The sequence below is a fragment of the Mesobacillus jeotgali genome, assembly GCF_031759225.1.
Lineage (GTDB): Bacteria > Bacillota > Bacilli > Bacillales > Cytobacillaceae > Mesobacillus > Mesobacillus jeotgali_B.
The window spans coordinates 1,313,144-1,328,855 of sequence record NZ_CP134494.1 but is presented as its reverse complement, the minus strand read 5'-3'; the positions used below and the strand labels follow the sequence as shown (position 1 = coordinate 1,328,855).

14 protein-coding genes and 1 other annotated feature are annotated in these 15,712 nt (G+C 42.4%); of the genes, 2 read left to right on the top strand and 12 right to left on the bottom strand.

Features of this window, described 5'->3' with window-relative positions; genetic code table 11:
* Positions 1–1,704, bottom strand: coding sequence for a peptide ABC transporter substrate-binding protein (locus RH061_RS06550; RefSeq protein ID WP_311074777.1), 1,704 nt, complete (start codon positions 1,702–1,704; stop codon positions 1–3).
* Between the two features lie 272 nt (positions 1,705–1,976).
* Between RH061_RS06550 and RH061_RS06545 the strand changes: the two genes are divergently transcribed.
* Both RH061_RS06545 and trpS read left to right on the top strand, forming a co-directional pair.
* A complete protein-coding gene (locus RH061_RS06545; protein WP_311074776.1) occupies positions 1,977–2,336 on the top strand; it encodes a DUF3899 domain-containing protein in 360 nt (119 codons plus the stop codon).
* Between the two features lie 67 nt (positions 2,337–2,403).
* Positions 2,404–2,628, top strand: a binding site (T-box leader).
* A 97-nt stretch (positions 2,629–2,725) separates the two neighbouring features.
* The gene (gene trpS / locus RH061_RS06540) at positions 2,726–3,718 is read left to right on the top strand and encodes a tryptophan--tRNA ligase (RefSeq protein WP_311076307.1); all 993 of its coding nucleotides are present in this window, start codon (positions 2,726–2,728) and stop codon (positions 3,716–3,718) included.
* 62 nt (positions 3,719–3,780) lie between these two features.
* Here trpS and RH061_RS06535 read toward each other — a convergent pair whose 3' ends face one another.
* From RH061_RS06535 to RH061_RS06485, 11 genes are all read right to left on the bottom strand, one after another.
* Entirely contained in the window at positions 3,781–4,527 is a 747-nt protein-coding gene (locus RH061_RS06535) for a YjbA family protein (protein WP_311074774.1), read from the bottom strand.
* An 81-nt stretch (positions 4,528–4,608) separates the two neighbouring features.
* Positions 4,609–4,824, bottom strand: a complete 216-nt coding sequence (locus RH061_RS06530) for a YuzI family membrane protein (protein ID WP_311074773.1) — start codon at positions 4,822–4,824, stop codon at positions 4,609–4,611.
* 435 nt (positions 4,825–5,259) lie between these two features.
* Positions 5,260–6,168 (bottom strand): oligopeptide ABC transporter permease, encoded by a 909-nt coding sequence (opp4C, locus tag RH061_RS06525; RefSeq protein ID WP_311074772.1) that lies wholly within the window; start codon positions 6,166–6,168, stop codon positions 5,260–5,262.
* 11 nt (positions 6,169–6,179) lie between these two features.
* Entirely contained in the window at positions 6,180–7,145 is a 966-nt protein-coding gene (gene opp4B, locus RH061_RS06520; RefSeq protein ID WP_311074770.1) for an oligopeptide ABC transporter permease, read from the bottom strand.
* Between the two features lie 37 nt (positions 7,146–7,182).
* Positions 7,183–8,904 carry an oligopeptide ABC transporter substrate-binding protein gene (gene opp4A / locus RH061_RS06515; protein WP_311074768.1) on the bottom strand — a complete coding sequence of 574 codons (1,722 nt, stop codon included), beginning with the start codon at positions 8,902–8,904 and terminating at the stop codon, positions 7,183–7,185.
* Between the two features lie 47 nt (positions 8,905–8,951).
* Positions 8,952–9,938: an ABC transporter ATP-binding protein gene (locus tag RH061_RS06510; RefSeq protein WP_311074767.1), complete on the bottom strand. Its 987-nt coding sequence runs from the start codon at positions 9,936–9,938 to the stop codon at positions 8,952–8,954.
* Positions 9,938–10,960: an ABC transporter ATP-binding protein gene (locus tag RH061_RS06505; RefSeq protein ID WP_311074766.1), complete on the bottom strand. Its 1,023-nt coding sequence runs from the start codon at positions 10,958–10,960 to the stop codon at positions 9,938–9,940. The genes RH061_RS06510 and RH061_RS06505 overlap by 1 nt, the downstream gene beginning before the upstream one ends.
* A gap of 178 nt (positions 10,961–11,138) precedes the next feature.
* Positions 11,139–11,921 carry a DUF2268 domain-containing putative Zn-dependent protease gene (locus tag RH061_RS06500; RefSeq protein ID WP_311074765.1) on the bottom strand — a complete coding sequence of 261 codons (783 nt, stop codon included), beginning with the start codon at positions 11,919–11,921 and terminating at the stop codon, positions 11,139–11,141.
* A gap of 176 nt (positions 11,922–12,097) precedes the next feature.
* Positions 12,098–12,967 carry an oligopeptide ABC transporter permease gene (opp4C, locus tag RH061_RS06495; RefSeq protein ID WP_311076305.1) on the bottom strand — a complete coding sequence of 290 codons (870 nt, stop codon included), beginning with the start codon at positions 12,965–12,967 and terminating at the stop codon, positions 12,098–12,100.
* Between the two features lie 57 nt (positions 12,968–13,024).
* Positions 13,025–13,975: an ABC transporter permease gene (locus tag RH061_RS06490; RefSeq protein ID WP_311074763.1), complete on the bottom strand. Its 951-nt coding sequence runs from the start codon at positions 13,973–13,975 to the stop codon at positions 13,025–13,027.
* A 76-nt stretch (positions 13,976–14,051) separates the two neighbouring features.
* A complete protein-coding gene (locus tag RH061_RS06485; RefSeq protein WP_311074762.1) occupies positions 14,052–15,704 on the bottom strand; it encodes a peptide-binding protein in 1,653 nt (550 codons plus the stop codon).
* Positions 15,705–15,712: the final 8 nt, after the last annotated feature.

Below are 15,712 nucleotides of genomic sequence, written 5' to 3'. Positions count from 1 at the left end.
TTATTCTTCGCCTTCAATTGTTACCCATTGGAATGAGTAGTCAGGACCGTAGTTGTAGATCGCAAGACCTTTAACGTTCGGGTTAAGAAGGATGTTAGCTGCACGCTGGTAAACAGGTGCTAGACCAGCATCTTCTTCAAGCATGATTCTTTCAGCTTCTTGCTGTGCTTCCCATTGAGCTTTTTCGTCAGTAGCAAGTTTGCCTTGAGCATCCTTGATCAACTGATCGTACTTCTCGTTTGAGTAGCCCATTCTGTTGCTTCCACCGTCAGTGATCCAAAGGTCAGTGAACGACAATGCGTTACCGTAGTCAGGACCCCATCCAGCGAATTGAAGATCATAATCCATAGCGTTGTCACGCTCTAGACGTACTGCGAAAGGAACACTTTCAAGATTGATTGTCAAACCAGGAAGGTTTGTTTCCAACTGGTTCTTGATGTAAGCGTCAGTCTTCTTAGCTGCTTCAGTGTCTCCACCAAGGTAGCGAAGTTCTAACTTATCTACACCAAGTTCCTTAAGACCAGTTTCCCAATATTTCTTAGCTTCTTCAGCATTGAATTCAATCAGGTCGCCGTGCTTTTCACGGAAATCTTCACCATCAAGAGTTACGAAATCTTTTGGTACAAAGTAGTTAGCAGCAACTGAACCGTTGTTCAGGATGCTAGCAGCAAGGTCTTCTTTGTTGAAGCCCATTGCGATTGCTTTACGGATGTTAACGTTAGCAAGTGCTTCGTTCTTCTGGTTCATCTTGATCCAGAATACAGTTGCTTCCATCCAGCTAAGCATGCGCTCGTCGCCTTCGTATGCAGGAACTAGATCAGAAGAAAGCAATCCAGTCATGTCTGTTTCGCCTGCTTCAAAAGCGTTTACAGCAGAGTTAGAATCTTTAACGACGTTTACAGTGATTTTTTCAAGTTTAACTTGGTCAGCATTGTGGTAGTTAGGGTTCTTAGTAAGTACCCACTCTTCAGCGTCAGTGCTTTCCCAAGTTTCCATTACGAATGGACCGTTGTAAAGTAAGTTTTCAGCATTGCTTGCGAAAGCTTCGCCTTTCTCTTCAACAAACTTCTGGTTTTGAGGGTAGAATGTTGGGAAAGCGAAAAGGTCTTGCCAGTAAGCGATTGGCTTTTCAAGTGTTACTTCTAAAGTCTTGTCGTCAATAGCTTTTACACCAAGAGTCGTTACATCATAAGGCTTGCCAGCAGCACCAGCTTCTGTGATTGCCTCAGCACCCTTGATTTTGCCGCCCATCATGTATGGACCATAAGGAGAAGCAGTCTTAGGGTCGATAGCGCGCTGCCAAGCAAATACGAAATCGTGAGCTGTTACAGGCTCGCCGTTAGACCATTTTGAATCGATAAGCTTGAAAGTGTAGACAAGGTTGTCATCACTGATTTGTGGCTCGCCATCTGCTAGTGCAGGAACTGGCTTGTGGTTCTGGTCAAGGCGGTAAAGACCCTCACCTACGTTGTTTATGTAAGTGAAACTTGTAGAACCTTCAGCTAGAACGCTGTCCATTGTTGGAATAGCAGAAGAATCCAACATTCTTAGTTCTTGTGGTACGTTAGCAGTTTCGCCAGTTGTACCTTCGCCATCTTCTGGCTTTTCGTCTCCAGCTTTGTTATCTCCGCCGCTACATGCAGACAGGATTAACGAGAATACTAGAGTCAAAATCAATAGAAATGAAAATTTTGACTTTTTCAAGGATATGCCCCCTCTTTTTTAATGTTTTCTGAAAACTTTTTACATTCCCTATTATACATAGATTAAATTAAATGTTCAATATTTTTGCGCGAAAAATTTACAACTTTGAAACAATAGTAATAAATTTCCTCCTTGATTTGTGTTATAATAGTGACTTATAAGCCTTTATCAAGCAAAATCACCCTGTAACTTATTGTAATATTTGCTTTTTTTTGAGGAGATATTCGCTAAATTACTTTTATGAAATAACAATATAAGGGAGAATTAGAAAAATGCGTAATAGATTTGGGAAAATTTTTTTTGGTTTTTTCTTATCTCAACTTTTAGTTTTGATCCTTTCACTTGTCTATCAACAGAGCATCACCTTGCTTGGTTATGTAAATATTTCTTTTTATATTGCTAGTATCCTGCTTTTCACTTCCCTTATAGTCTTTACAGTCAATTCTGGATTCTTCGACGCTATTTCTTATTCTTTCCGGACTGTTTTTGCCGGCAAAGAGGAGAAGAAAAAGTCTTTTGACGAAATGACGCCATTATCAGAACTTGTCACCATCAACGCAAACCCCCTGTTTTTGGTGGGCTTGCTCGACTTTATCCTTATGCTTGCTGCACTGTACGTTTATTATCTATAAAATCCTCATGGTGCCCTTGCTTATCATTGAAGATTTGATTATAATCATTTTTAATAAATCTAAATCAAAAAGAGCTATGATGAAGAGTAGTACATCTGTTCAAGGCTTTCAGAGAGTTTGTGGTTGGTGGGAACAAACAGCCTGGCATTTGGAATGGACTTTTGAGCTTCTGGTTCGAACTTAAGTAGATCCAGGCGTAATCCTGCGTTAAAGGATCCATGCTTCATTAGCATGGGCAGAGTGACTCATTCGTGAGTAATTAGGGTGGCAACACGGACCATTCGTCCCTATAAATTAGGGACGAATGGTCTTTTTTGTGTTCTCTTTCCTCTGTTTGTAGCAAATGCACAGATACAGACAGAAGAATAGACTATATATTAGGAGGAATTATCATGGAGACTATTTTTTCTGGTATCCAGCCAAGCGGTACAATCACACTTGGCAATTACATCGGCGCAATGAAGCAATTCACAGAACTTCAGGACGAATATAATTGTTACTTCTGTATCGTCGATCAACATGCGATTACCGTGCCGCAGGACCGTTTGCAGCTTCGCAAAAACATTAAAAGCCTTGCAGCTTTGTATATTGCGTCAGGAATTGATCCTGAAAAGGTAACTTTATTCATCCAGTCAGAAGTGCCGGCACATGCTCAGGCAGGATGGATGATGCAATGCGTTGCCTATATTGGCGAGCTTGAAAGAATGACTCAGTTCAAGGATAAATCCACTGGGAAAGAAGCGGTTTCAGCCGGTCTTTTAACTTATCCCCCGTTAATGGCAGCCGACATCCTTCTATATAATACGAATCTTGTACCAGTCGGCGAAGACCAAAAGCAGCATTTAGAGCTGACGAGAGATCTTGCTGAACGCTTCAATAAAAAATACAATGACATTTTTACGATTCCAGACGTCCGCATTGCTAAAGTCGGCGCAAGGGTCATGTCCTTACAGGATCCGCAGAAGAAAATGAGCAAGTCGGATCCTAACAACAAGGCTTTCATCTCCATGCTTGACGAACCGAAGCAAATTGAAAAGAAAATCAAGAGTGCAGTAACAGACTCTGAAGGCATCGTAAAATATGATAAAGAGAACAAGCCAGGAGTTTCAAACCTCTTATCCATCTATTCTATCTTAACCGGTAAAGAAATTGCGGAAATTGAAAAAGACTATGAGGGTAAAGGGTACGGAGATTTCAAGGGTGACCTTGCAAAGGTTGTTGTCGATGTCATTGAACCTATACAGAAAAAATACTATGAGCTGATTGATTCTGCTGAATTGGATGAAATTCTTGATCGTGGCGCTGAAAAAGCAAACCAGGTCGCGAACAAAATGCTTAAGAAAATGGAAAATGCAATGGGCCTGGGGCGCAAACGCAAGTAATAATTTAAAGGAGCTGACACAATGTCAGCTCCTTTTTTAGTTAAGCAAATACAAAGGCTTTGTCAATTTACTTTTGGGCCGTGCTCCATTTCCCAAAGTTTTTCGAAAAAGGCCTGTCCCTTGATTATATTTTCGCAAAATTTTTCGTGCTTAAATGACCATCCAAACTTAGTTTCTTCATATAACTGCTCCCACACCTCTTCAAATGAGAGACGCTGAATTTCTTCATATAGTTCAGGCTTCCATTCAGTGAACCAGTATCGGACTTCTGCTACATTTTTTGAAGAATTCAGTTGATCCATGGCCATGAACAATAATTGCTTTAACTGTCTTTCTTTACGGGTCAACCCCCTCATTAAATCCGGAGAAGGCGATAGGATATGGAAATCCTTTAATGCACTCTGATCATTGAATCCATATTGAATCGTATCCTGATTTTCAATCATTTCGTACACCAGCTGCTCCTGACGAGGGATTAGCCGGCTTTTTCGGATAGGGATATTATAGCCAATCGTGTCAACAGCAAGGATTCCTGTTCCATCTGACACGACGAAGCAATAATCAAGCTGCGTACGTTCATGATTCTTCCGCAAATAGGCCTTTCGGTAAATGTCATCCAGTAGTTGCTGAGGCAACTCTGATAAATCATTCTCAATGTAATTAAATAACACATGGTCAATTTTTAGAAGCGGCACCTGGTCAAGCAGTTCAACACCATCGTCCTTCCGCCATTCGTGGAAATGGCAGACGTTATAGCCATTCTCTTCCCCTTCGAACCAGTTCACCCAGACATCATGAAGATACAACATGATTTTTAACCCCTCACTTCAAGAAACTGTTTGTCCATCAGTATGGGCAGCACTAAGTAAAAATATTCCTTAAAAGGAAGATCAATTTATATCATCATTATGCGGCCAATAAATACTTAACCAGATGATCCCGATTCCTGCAGGCAGTAAGTAGCATTCGACTCTCCGGGAGATAAAGGATAAATACTCATCTAAACCGTGCCCGGCTGTAATCATATTCAAATACGCGATTGCGCTGATCCCTCCGGATACCGCTAATCCAAATCCAATCGTCAAGACAAAAATCCTAAAAATCATAAAAATGGCTCACTTTATACAAACAATTCATATCACGCACATACCTCACCCCGGCCTGTCCATTGTTATCATATATATATGAGGCAAGTTGGTAAGGAAGTACTGAAATATGACTATAGTTAACACAGTAAGGGCTAACTGTTTGTTCAGTTTTATTACCGATCTGGGAGCAACTTCTGATATTTCTCGCCTTTTAGCTTGCTGTTTTGTCCGAGCTTGGGGCTACTTCGGACATTTTCTGCCTTCCAGCTTGCTGTTTTGTCCGAACCTTAACCTACTTCGGACATTTTCTGCCTTCCAGCTTGCTGTTTTGTCCTAACCCCTGGCCTTTTCCTGTCTTTGAACTGATAAGTGATATGGTCCCTTATCATTCATCACACGTTCAAACAGGAAAAATAGGCAAAATAAAAAATCTACCTTTGTATGGTAGATTTTTTAACGGCGTGATCTTGGATTCAATGCATCTTTCAGGCCTTCACCTACGAAGTTGATGGACAAAATCGTGAGCGTGATAGCAAGTGCTGGTGGAATCCAGATCCACGGCTTTCCTTGTAATACGTCTGGTTCATTTGCGAATGCTAGCATGTTACCCCATGATGGAATTTCGGATGGTACACCGAATCCCAAGAAGCTTAGTCCTGTTTCTGCGACAATCATGGAAGCGAACAAGATTGTTGCTTGTACGATGATTGTTGAAAGAACGTTAGGCAGTAAATGCTTTGTGATGACTTTGAATGGTGAACATCCGATTGAGATTGCTGCAAGAATGTATTCGTTCTCCTTCTCTGCCAAGATCTTGCTTCGGACAATCCTTGCTACCCCGCCCCAGCTCAGCAAGCTGATGACCATGATCAGGATGACAAGACCATTGATTTTACCATGGAAAATTGTAGCCAACACGATAACGAAAACAAGGAATGGGAAGTTCAGGACGAAATCAGTAAAACGCATGAGCATGCTGTCTACGATTCCTCCAAAGTATCCTGCGATTGACCCTACAATTGTTCCGAAAAAGATGACGAATAATGTACAGCTAATTCCGACTAAAAGGGAAACCCTTCCGCCGTATAATAATCTCGTGAAAACGTCACGTCCGTTTTTGTCTGTTCCAAGCCAGTGCTCTGCAGATGGCTTTAAGGACATAGATCCAATGTTAATTTTGGTTATATCTGTTGTTGTAATGTATGGAGCCAGGAAAGAGACAATCATTACGAAAATCAAGAAGACCAAGCTTGTCATCGCCAACTTGTTTTTCACAAATTTTCTTCTAGCGATGGCCCAAGGAGACATGCCTTTTTCCGGCTTCAGGTTAATCTGTGTATTATTTGCTGTAGAAACTTCCATAGCCATCCTCCTTAATCAAGCCTGATCCTTGGATCAACGATTCCATATAATATATCTGCAACAAGGTTTCCAAACAGTGTCAAGAATGAGAACATCATTGTCAGTGTCATTAGTACTGGATAGTCTCTCTGGCTGACAGAGTTCAAGAATAGTTGACCGATACCAGGATAAGTGAAGATTGTTTCGGTAATGATTGCGCCACCGACCAATGCAACGATATCGAATCCAAGGAATGTGATCAGCGGGATGATAGAATTACGCAAAATGTGCTGATTGTAGATCTTTTTTTCCGGTGTGCCTTTAGCACGTGCCGTCCTTACAAAATCTTTACGGCTGTTTTCTATAATGTCATTACGCAGGAATTGCGTATAGCTTGCAGTGCTCAATAAACCTAATACAAGTGCTGGTAAGAAAACATGATGAATTCGGCTTAACCAATATGCTGCTGTACCTTCTGTCGTTGAAATATCAACAGAACCGTTTGAAGGGAACCAGCCTAAATTAAATGAGAAGAAATAGATGGCGAACACCCCTGCAACGAATGAAGGGAGGGCCAATCCTATATAGTTGGCGGTACCTATGACGTTATCACCAAGTGTATATGGCTTCCTTCCGGCATAAATACCCATGATAAACGCTAAAACATAAGTTATTAAAATACTTGAAAAACCAAGAAATATCGTATTTGGCAGACGTTCGCCAATGATTTCACTTGCCGGGATTTTATAACGGGTTGATTTCCCGAAGTCTCCCTGCATGAAATTTGTGATCCATGTGAAATATTGAATGTGGACTGGGTCATTATAACCGAGCTTCTCGCGCATCTCTTCTATGTATGCCGGATCCGTATTGTTCGGATCGATCTCCCCACTGAGTGAGTCCCCTGGCATAAGTTTCGCCAGGGAAAACACTACAACAGAGATAAGGAAAAGCATAGGAATCATGCCGAGTATGCGTCGTAAACTGTATTTAAGCATATGCATTCTCCTTAACTGAATAGGTGGTACCTAATGATTATTGCTTGATCCACCATTCATGAGGTGAGTTAGAACCAGAAACGTCGTACTTGACGCCTTGAACGCGCTTAGCAACAGCCATAACTTCTTCTAGTTCAAGGATAGGAAGTGCTGGTACTTCTTCGTTGAAGATTTTCTGCCAGTCAGCATACAATTGTGCACGCTTTTCAGTGTCAGTTCCAACTACTTCAAGGTCAACAGCATCTTCAAGAAGCTTTTGAGCTTCGTCATTTACCCAACGTGGGTAGTTCCATACAGATTCAATGCCCCAAAGTGGTAGTGGATCCGGATCAGCACCAGTTCCCCATCCGCCATAGAATACTTCTAGAGCAGGGTCATCTTTTTCAAGTTGATCATAGTAAAGGTTAACATCAGTCATTTGAAGCTCAGACTTCAAGCCAACTGCTTCCCAATACTGAGTCATAGCTTTTGCACGTGCTTCGAAAGTTGGGTTGCCAGTTGCATAGTGAGAGAACTTAACAGTGAACTTTTCTCCCTTTGGATCTTCACGGAATCCGTCTCCGTCCTTGTCAACATAACCAGCTTTATCAAGGATTTCTTTCGCTTTTTCTGGGTTGTATTCATATTGGATTGGCATATCTTCATTAGGTGCAGCAATCCAGTGTGATGTTGGGATCGGACGGTTAAGCGGCTTTCCTAATCCGCTGAAGAATGCATCTGTCCACTCTTGGCGGTTGATTGCGAAAAGCATAGCTTGGCGCAATTCTTTGCTTGCGTATTTATCTTTGTCCATTACGTTTTTCTTGCCATCATATTTACCAAGTTTGAAACCGATGTAGTAGTATGATAAGCCAGGGAATTTTACAACTTCAACGTTATCAAGTGCTTCGATTTCAGGAAGAACTGTTGGGTGGAATGGAGTCATGTCAAGAGTTCCATTCTTAAGTTCTCCAGTAGTAAGTGAAGAATCGATAACTTTAACAACGATCTTGTCTAAGTGCGGAGCACCTTTCCAGTAGTTTTCGTTTTTAACTAGTTCTACTGATTCACCAGGGATAACCTTTGCAACTTTGAATGGACCAGTTCCTACAGGCTTAGTGCGGACCTGCTCAGAAGCAGCCATATCCTTAGGGTCAATTCCTTCAAATTCCTTGCGTGAAAGCGGGTAAGCCCAAACATTCTCAAGGTTGTTTACGCGAGCTTTGTCAAAAGTGATCTTCAAAGTATAGTCATCAACAACTTCAAGACCGGCAATCTTGTCAGACTTTCCTTCGTTGAAGTCCTTTGCACCTTCGATTGTGTTTACATTAGACCAGCGCTGGTGTTCTCCACCAAGAGTAGCGATTGTTTCAAGAGCGAATACCCAGTCATGAACTGTAAGTTCTTCGCCATTGTGCCATTTTACGCCTTTTTCAAAAGTGAAAGTGAAAACTTTATTGTCTTCAGTTTCCCAGCTTGCGATATTAGGCTCTGCTTTAAGGTTTTCATCATAGTCGATCAATGCATCGTCGAAGAATGCGATGATATCATCGTCTCCGTCAGCATCGTAGAAGTTCCAGTTCAAAAGGCCTTTGAACTCAGAGCTTAAAGCGTAAGTCAATGTACCGCCATCTTGCGGTCCTGTTTCTTCTGCTGCGTTGTCTTTGTCGCCTTCTTTTGGATCAGCTGTTGTCTTCTCTTTGTCTCCTCCGCTGCACGCAGCAAGGAATGTTGATAAAACCAATACTAGCATAGCTAGCCAAAGCAATGGTTTCTTCATGGTTTTCCCCCCGTTTTTTCAATGTATTTTTTGCAAAAATTATTGCCCTAGTAAAGGTGGCAAGCAACTCGGTGTCCTGGCTTCACCTCCTTTAAAGCTGGCTTCACTTGTGAACACTCTGCCATCGCAGCTGGGCAGCGCGGATGGAATGGACATCCTGTCGGAGGGTTCAATGGACTTGGCACATCTCCTTCAAGTACGATCCTTTCCTTCTTCCTGCGCGGATCAGGCATTGGGATGGCTGATATCAAAGCCTGGGTATATGGGTGGAGCGGCTCAGCATACATGCTGTTGCGATCAGCAATTTCTACCATATTGCCGAGATACATTACGCCGATCCGGTCACTCATATGCTTAACGACACTAAGGTCATGAGCGATAAATAAGAAAGTCAAGTCAAATTCCTTCTGAAGCTCTTTCAATAGATTAAGTACCTGGGATTGCACGGATACGTCAAGGGCTGATACCGGCTCATCAGCTATGATCAGCTTCGGTCTCAACGCAAGCGCCCTGGCAATTCCGATCCTTTGTCTCTGTCCGCCCGAAAATTCATGGGCGTATTTATAGTAAGCATCTTCAGGAAGACCAACTTTTGTTAATAAATCCATTACTTCATTCTTCAAGTCCTTCATACTTGCATTCTTGAAGTTCCTGATAGGTTCAGAGACAATGTCACCGACCATTTGCATCGGGTTGAGCGAAGCGTAAGGGTCCTGGAAGACCATCTGGATATCCTGGCGGATCGACTGCAGTGTCTTGCCTCTTAATTTAGTGATATCCTTGCCTTCAAAAATGATTTCACCATCTGTCGCATTCAGCAATCTGATGATTGTTCTCCCGGTTGTTGATTTGCCGCAGCCTGATTCTCCTACGAGACCTAATGTTTCACCCTTTTTGATTTCGAATGAAACATCATCGACTGCTTTGACATTGCCGACCGTGCGGCGGAAGAACCCGCCTTTGACAGGATAATAGGTTTTCAGATTCTTAATTTCCAGCAAATTCTCTTTTTCTATTAAAGTTGTATTGCTCATTATGCCTTAACCCCTTCTTTTGGCATACTTGCTTCATATAGAATGCACGCCACTTCATGTCCTTGCTCGATTTCTCCAAGCTGTGGAGTGATACTAGTACACTCTGGCATTGCTTTCGGACAACGGTTTGCGAAACGGCAGCCAGTTGCTGGCATATTTTTAAGCGAAGGGACAATCCCTTTGATTGAGCTTAGTTCTTCTTTGTCTTCATCCATCTTAGGAATGGCACCCATCATCAATTCTGTGTATGGATGCTTCGGGTTATAGAAAAGTGTGTCAACATCAGCACGTTCTACGATCCGGCCTGCATACATTACGATGACTTCATCACACATCTCTGCAACAACGCCAAGGTCATGAGTGATCATGATGACTGACATATCATTTACTTCCTGGATACTCTTAAGCAAATCGAGAATCTGGGCTTGGACTGTTACATCCAATGCTGTTGTAGGCTCGTCCGCAATAAGAAGCTTTGGCTGGTTTGCAATGGCCATCGCTATCATAACCCTTTGTCTCATACCGCCGGATAGCTGGTGCGGATACTCATCTACGATTTTCTCTGGGCGGGAAATGCCTACACTTTTCAATAACGCAATGCTTTTCTGCCTTGCTTCTGCTTTAGAGATTTTCGTGTGGTTAAACAATACTTCCTGCAGCTGGAATCCTATCGTAAAAACTGGATTCATCGATGTCATCGGCTCCTGGAAGATCATTGAAATGTCGCGTCCGCGAATTTTATTCATTTCCTTTTCGGATAACTTTTCGAGATGAACTCCCTCAAAAACAATCTCTCCGCCGCGGATCTTTCCAACCCCTTTTGGAAGGAGCTGCATGACCGATAAGCTCATAACTGATTTCCCGCACCCTGATTCGCCAACAACCCCGACAATCTGCCTTGGTTTGACAGCAAAACTCACCTTGTCTACAGCATTATAATATTCGCCATCGATATTGAATGCTGTCTCAAGGTTCTTGACTTCAAGCAAAGGTGCTTCTTTATGTATTGAATAGTTGCTCATTAGGACACCTTCTCACATTTTAAATAATAAAATATTCTGCAAATTCGATATATTTTAATAAAATGTTATTACAGATTTATTACATTTGCAATACTTTTTTTTCAATTGGGAAATTTATAATTTTTTAGATATAGTAAAAAAACCCATGGTTATTGGGTTTTTTAATGTTTTAAAATTATTAAAATTTTAGCAACTTTGTAAATTCAGAAGAAGAAATCTTAAATGATGCTTTTTCAGTAAAATTTCCATATTGTTTATATTGTTTTACTAATTCATAGCCAATCGCATAGCCTAGGAGCCTGGGCCTGCTGCCTAATCCAAACAAAATCTCATCATGGTCACGGTCTTTCCTCGTAATTGAAAGCTTGTTTTCAATATCTTTTCCCCAAAAATCAGCCAGTTTTTTTGTCGAATATCGCTTGCTCCATTCCCCTGTGTACGGTACACCGCAATTTTCGGCAACAGCATGCTCAGCTAAGCCCTCTAAGATCATTGAATCAAGGAGAGTATATTCTTCAGGGTTCTTCTTTTGTGCCTTCATCCTGCAAACATGGTGGTATTCATGTACAAATAATGCCTCCAATTCTCTCTCATCATCGATCGGGGACAGAAAGAGGAACATTTTATCTATGAAGGATAGACCGGATTTCCCTTTCCCTTCCCTCATCAACCTGGCATTCGATTGATCCATTGGAAAAATAAAAATCGGAATATCCGGCCCATTCCATTTTCGTTTGTATTTAATAAAAATTTTCTCTATCCGATTCCAGTACCCTTCTATTTTCAGCTTCTCGAATATCCCTTTGTTTTTGCGATCCGGCTTGTACATGCCGAAGTTCTTTAAATAGGAGTAGACCTTTTTGGGATCATCGGCTCCATGAAAATGGTCAAGCAGTTTTTCACATATCTTCTTTGTATCGTCAAAATCAGTTTCAAGCCAATTATCTGTCCTTACGATCACATTGCATTCCCTCCACTGTCTTCCTTTTTTACACCTATTTTATGAATTTAACAGTCAATGGTTCGAAAGCGTTCTTCACTCACGAAAATTTTCCCAACATAAGATAAAAGCCAGAGAGGCCCCTGGCTTTTCAGTGTTCATATAAGTGTCTTGGTATCCCAACCTGTGACCAGATCTTATTCGTTAATCTTCGGGTCAAGAGCATCCCTCAGTCCATCCCCTACAAAGTTGAAACAAATGACGGTCAGCAGGATCATCAATCCTGGGGCAAGCGGATACCACCATGATTTCAGGAGAATTGTAAAATTCTGTGCGTCCTGGAGCATATTCCCCCAGCTTGCGTGCGGCGGTTGGATCCCCAGACCCAAATAGCTCAAGCCTGATTCGGCCAAGATGACATAGCCAACTGCCAATGTGGCTGATACGATGATTGGACCCATCGCATTCGGCAAAATATGGGAGAAAATAATCATAGGCGTTTTAGTGCCAATCGTTTTGGATGCCAGGACAAATTCCCTCGACCTTAATGACAGGAACTCACCTCTGACAAGTCGTGCAGTAGTTGTCCATCCCAAGAGCGCGAAGATCAAAATCAATTTATCCACTCCTGGCTTGAAGATCGTGACTAATGTGATCAATAGGAAGATTGATGGGATTGAAAGTATGATATCGACAAATCGCATGATCATCGCATCTACGATCCCGCCAACATAGCCAGCGACTGCTCCGAGGAAGGTACCGATCGTAATGGAGCCCAAAACCGATGCGAATCCGACTAAAAGTGAAATTCTTGCTCCGTATAAAAGTCTTGAAAACATGTCCCTGCCAAACCTATCAGTACCAAGCCAATTCTCACTGTTCGGCGGCTGCAATTTTAAAAGCAAGTTTTGCTTGGAAGGTGAGTACGGGGCAATCATTGGCGCTAACAGAGCAGCAGTTATGATGATGATCAGGAAAATGCCTCCGAATACGGCAAGTTTATTTTTCACAAATTTCCTGACTATGATCCCAAGCATTGTGTCATGCGAGGTGTTTACTCCATGCATTTCCAGGCTGCCAGATTGATTTCCGGCTAGATTTGTTTTTGCCATGTTTACCTCCCCTTAATACTCGATCCTTGGATCAAAAATTGCGTACAGGATGTCCGCGATCAAGTTGCCGATCACAACGAACACTGCCGAGATGACAGTCAATCCCATCAGAACCGGATAATCCCTCTGGAACGCCGAATCCACGAATAGCAAGCCAATTCCCGGCCATGTGAAAATTTTTTCAACGATGACTGCTCCGCCAATGAAGGAAGGAATCATCAAGCCAAAAATCGTGATGACTGGAATCAATCCATTTCGAAGACCGTGCTTGTAAATAACCTTGTTCTCCTTAAAGCCCTTAGCTCTCGCAGTCCGCATATAATCCTGCTTGATCACTTCCATCATGCTCGATCTTGTATACCTTGTCAGTCCTGCCATGTCTGCTGCAGCCAGAACGAATGCCGGCATGATCAAATGGTGGATCCTGTCCCAGAGACTGAATGGCGCATTCAAAGTTGCCACCCCTCCAGTCGGAAACAAGTTATTCTGGACAGCAAAAACCATGATCAAAATCAACCCAAGAAAGAAGTTTGGTGTTGCAACTCCCAAAAAAGATGTAACCGTTACTGTATAGTCTAGCTTTGAATACGGTCTTGTAGCCGATATGACACCAAAAGGAATCGAAATCAACATGGCCAGCAATGTCGAAACTACCATTAATAAAATGGTATTCGGCATCCTGTTCATGATCATTTCTATTACAGGTACCCCTTTGCGGATCAATGAAGTCCCAAAGTCTCCCTGAAGCATGGCTCCGAGCCACTTTAAATATTGGATATGGATCGGATCATTAAGACCGTACCTTTCCATGAATCTGGCCTTGTCCTCAGGGCTGATCGTAGGATCCATCATCAAGCTCGCAGGATCCCCGGGGGCCAGCTTCATGATGGCAAAAGAGACGATGGTAATGCCCAGCAACAATGGAATGGCCATCAGTATTCGGCGAATGATATAAGATAGCATGGCAATTCTCCTTTTGAAATTGAGAGATTATTAAATTTGAAAGGGAAGGGACTCTCCCTTCCCTCCCATCCTGATCCTATTTTTTCAGCCACCACTTGGAGATATCGTAGAAATCATCCTTCGCGTGGAATACATAGCCTTCCAGATTAGCCGGCATGACCCTGTGGACATTTGGATAGTAAAGGAAAGTGTACGGCTGGTCTTCTGCCAGCATCTTATAAATGTCGGCATAAGCTGCTTTATACTCATCCTGATCAAGGATTTGCTTAGCTTCTTCCATCAGCTTATCCGCTTCAGGATTCGAGTACCAAACGAAGTTCAAGCCTTCTTCCATCTGGCTTGTGTGGAAAATATCATACTGATCCGGGAATGTAGACAAGCTCCATCCAAGCACAAGGGCGTCGTAATTCCAGTTTGGAGCCGAGATTTGCTCGATGAACGCACTCCATTCAACGATTTCAGGCTTCGCTTCGATTCCAACTTCCTTTAATTGCTCCTGAAGGACCACGACAATATCTTCCCTTACTTTGTTACCCTGGTTTGTTTTTACCGTAAAGGAGAATTTCTTGCCGTCCTTATCAAGAATCCCGTCACCATCTGAGTCCTTCCAGCCAGCCTCAGCTAGTAAAGATTTTGCTTTTTCAACGTCAAATTCAAATTTAGGAACATCCTCATTGTATGCAAACGATAGTGGACTTTCTGGGACATGCGCCACTTTTCCGTCACCATTCATGACAGAGCTGACGATTGCTTCCCTGTCAATGGCATGAGTGATTGCCTGACGGACTTTTTTGTCTTTGAACAGATCATTCTTCTGGTTGTAACCTAAATATGTGTATGAAAGACCAAGACCGGACTCCACTTTAACTCCCGGGAATGATTTTACAGTTTCAATATCAGTTCCAGGAACACCTGCCGCGAAGTGGATATCTCCAGCCTGGATTTGTGCGATCATCGCATCCATATCAGGCACGATCTTATAGGTGAGCGTATCAAGATATGGACGGCCTTTAAAATAGTCATCAAATGCTTCTACCTTTACATACTCTCCGTCTTTCCATTCTACGAATTTGAACGGACCAGTACCAATCGGGCTTTTCGTATTAAATTCATGCTCGCCAAGCTCTGCAACAGGTACATCCTTAAGGATATGTTCAGGCAGGATGAAATAGCTTAGCGAAACCGGATAGAAGGATGCATCCTTCTTGCTCAGCTTGAACTCGACAGTATAGTCATCAACTTTTGTGACAGACTCCATTGCTTCAAAGGCAGATCCGCGCTCACCATTATAATCAGGATTTTTTGGAATGCTGAAAGTGAATACAACGTCATCGGCAGTGAACTCTTCTCCGTCATGCCATTTGATCCCCTTTTTCAATTTGGCTGTGAATGTCAGCCCATCCTCAGAAATATCGATTGACTCCGCCATGCTCATTGTCGGGTTGAACTCCGTGTCTGATGATACAAGGCTGTCATATATGAAGCCTTCAATGTCAGAGCTGGATGTATCAGTAGAATAAAGCGGGTTGAATACAGTAGGCGCTCCAGTAGAACCAATGATTAAATCTCCGCCTTGCTGCGGACCAGAGGCCTGCTCCTCTTCTTTCGTGCCATCATCTCCAGGAGTTTCTTTCGGATCCTCAGCTTGATTTCCTGTACATGCTGTCAGGAAGATCGACAGGATCAGGGTAAGACTGATTAATAACCAGGAAGCTTTTCTTAATTTCACATTTTTTC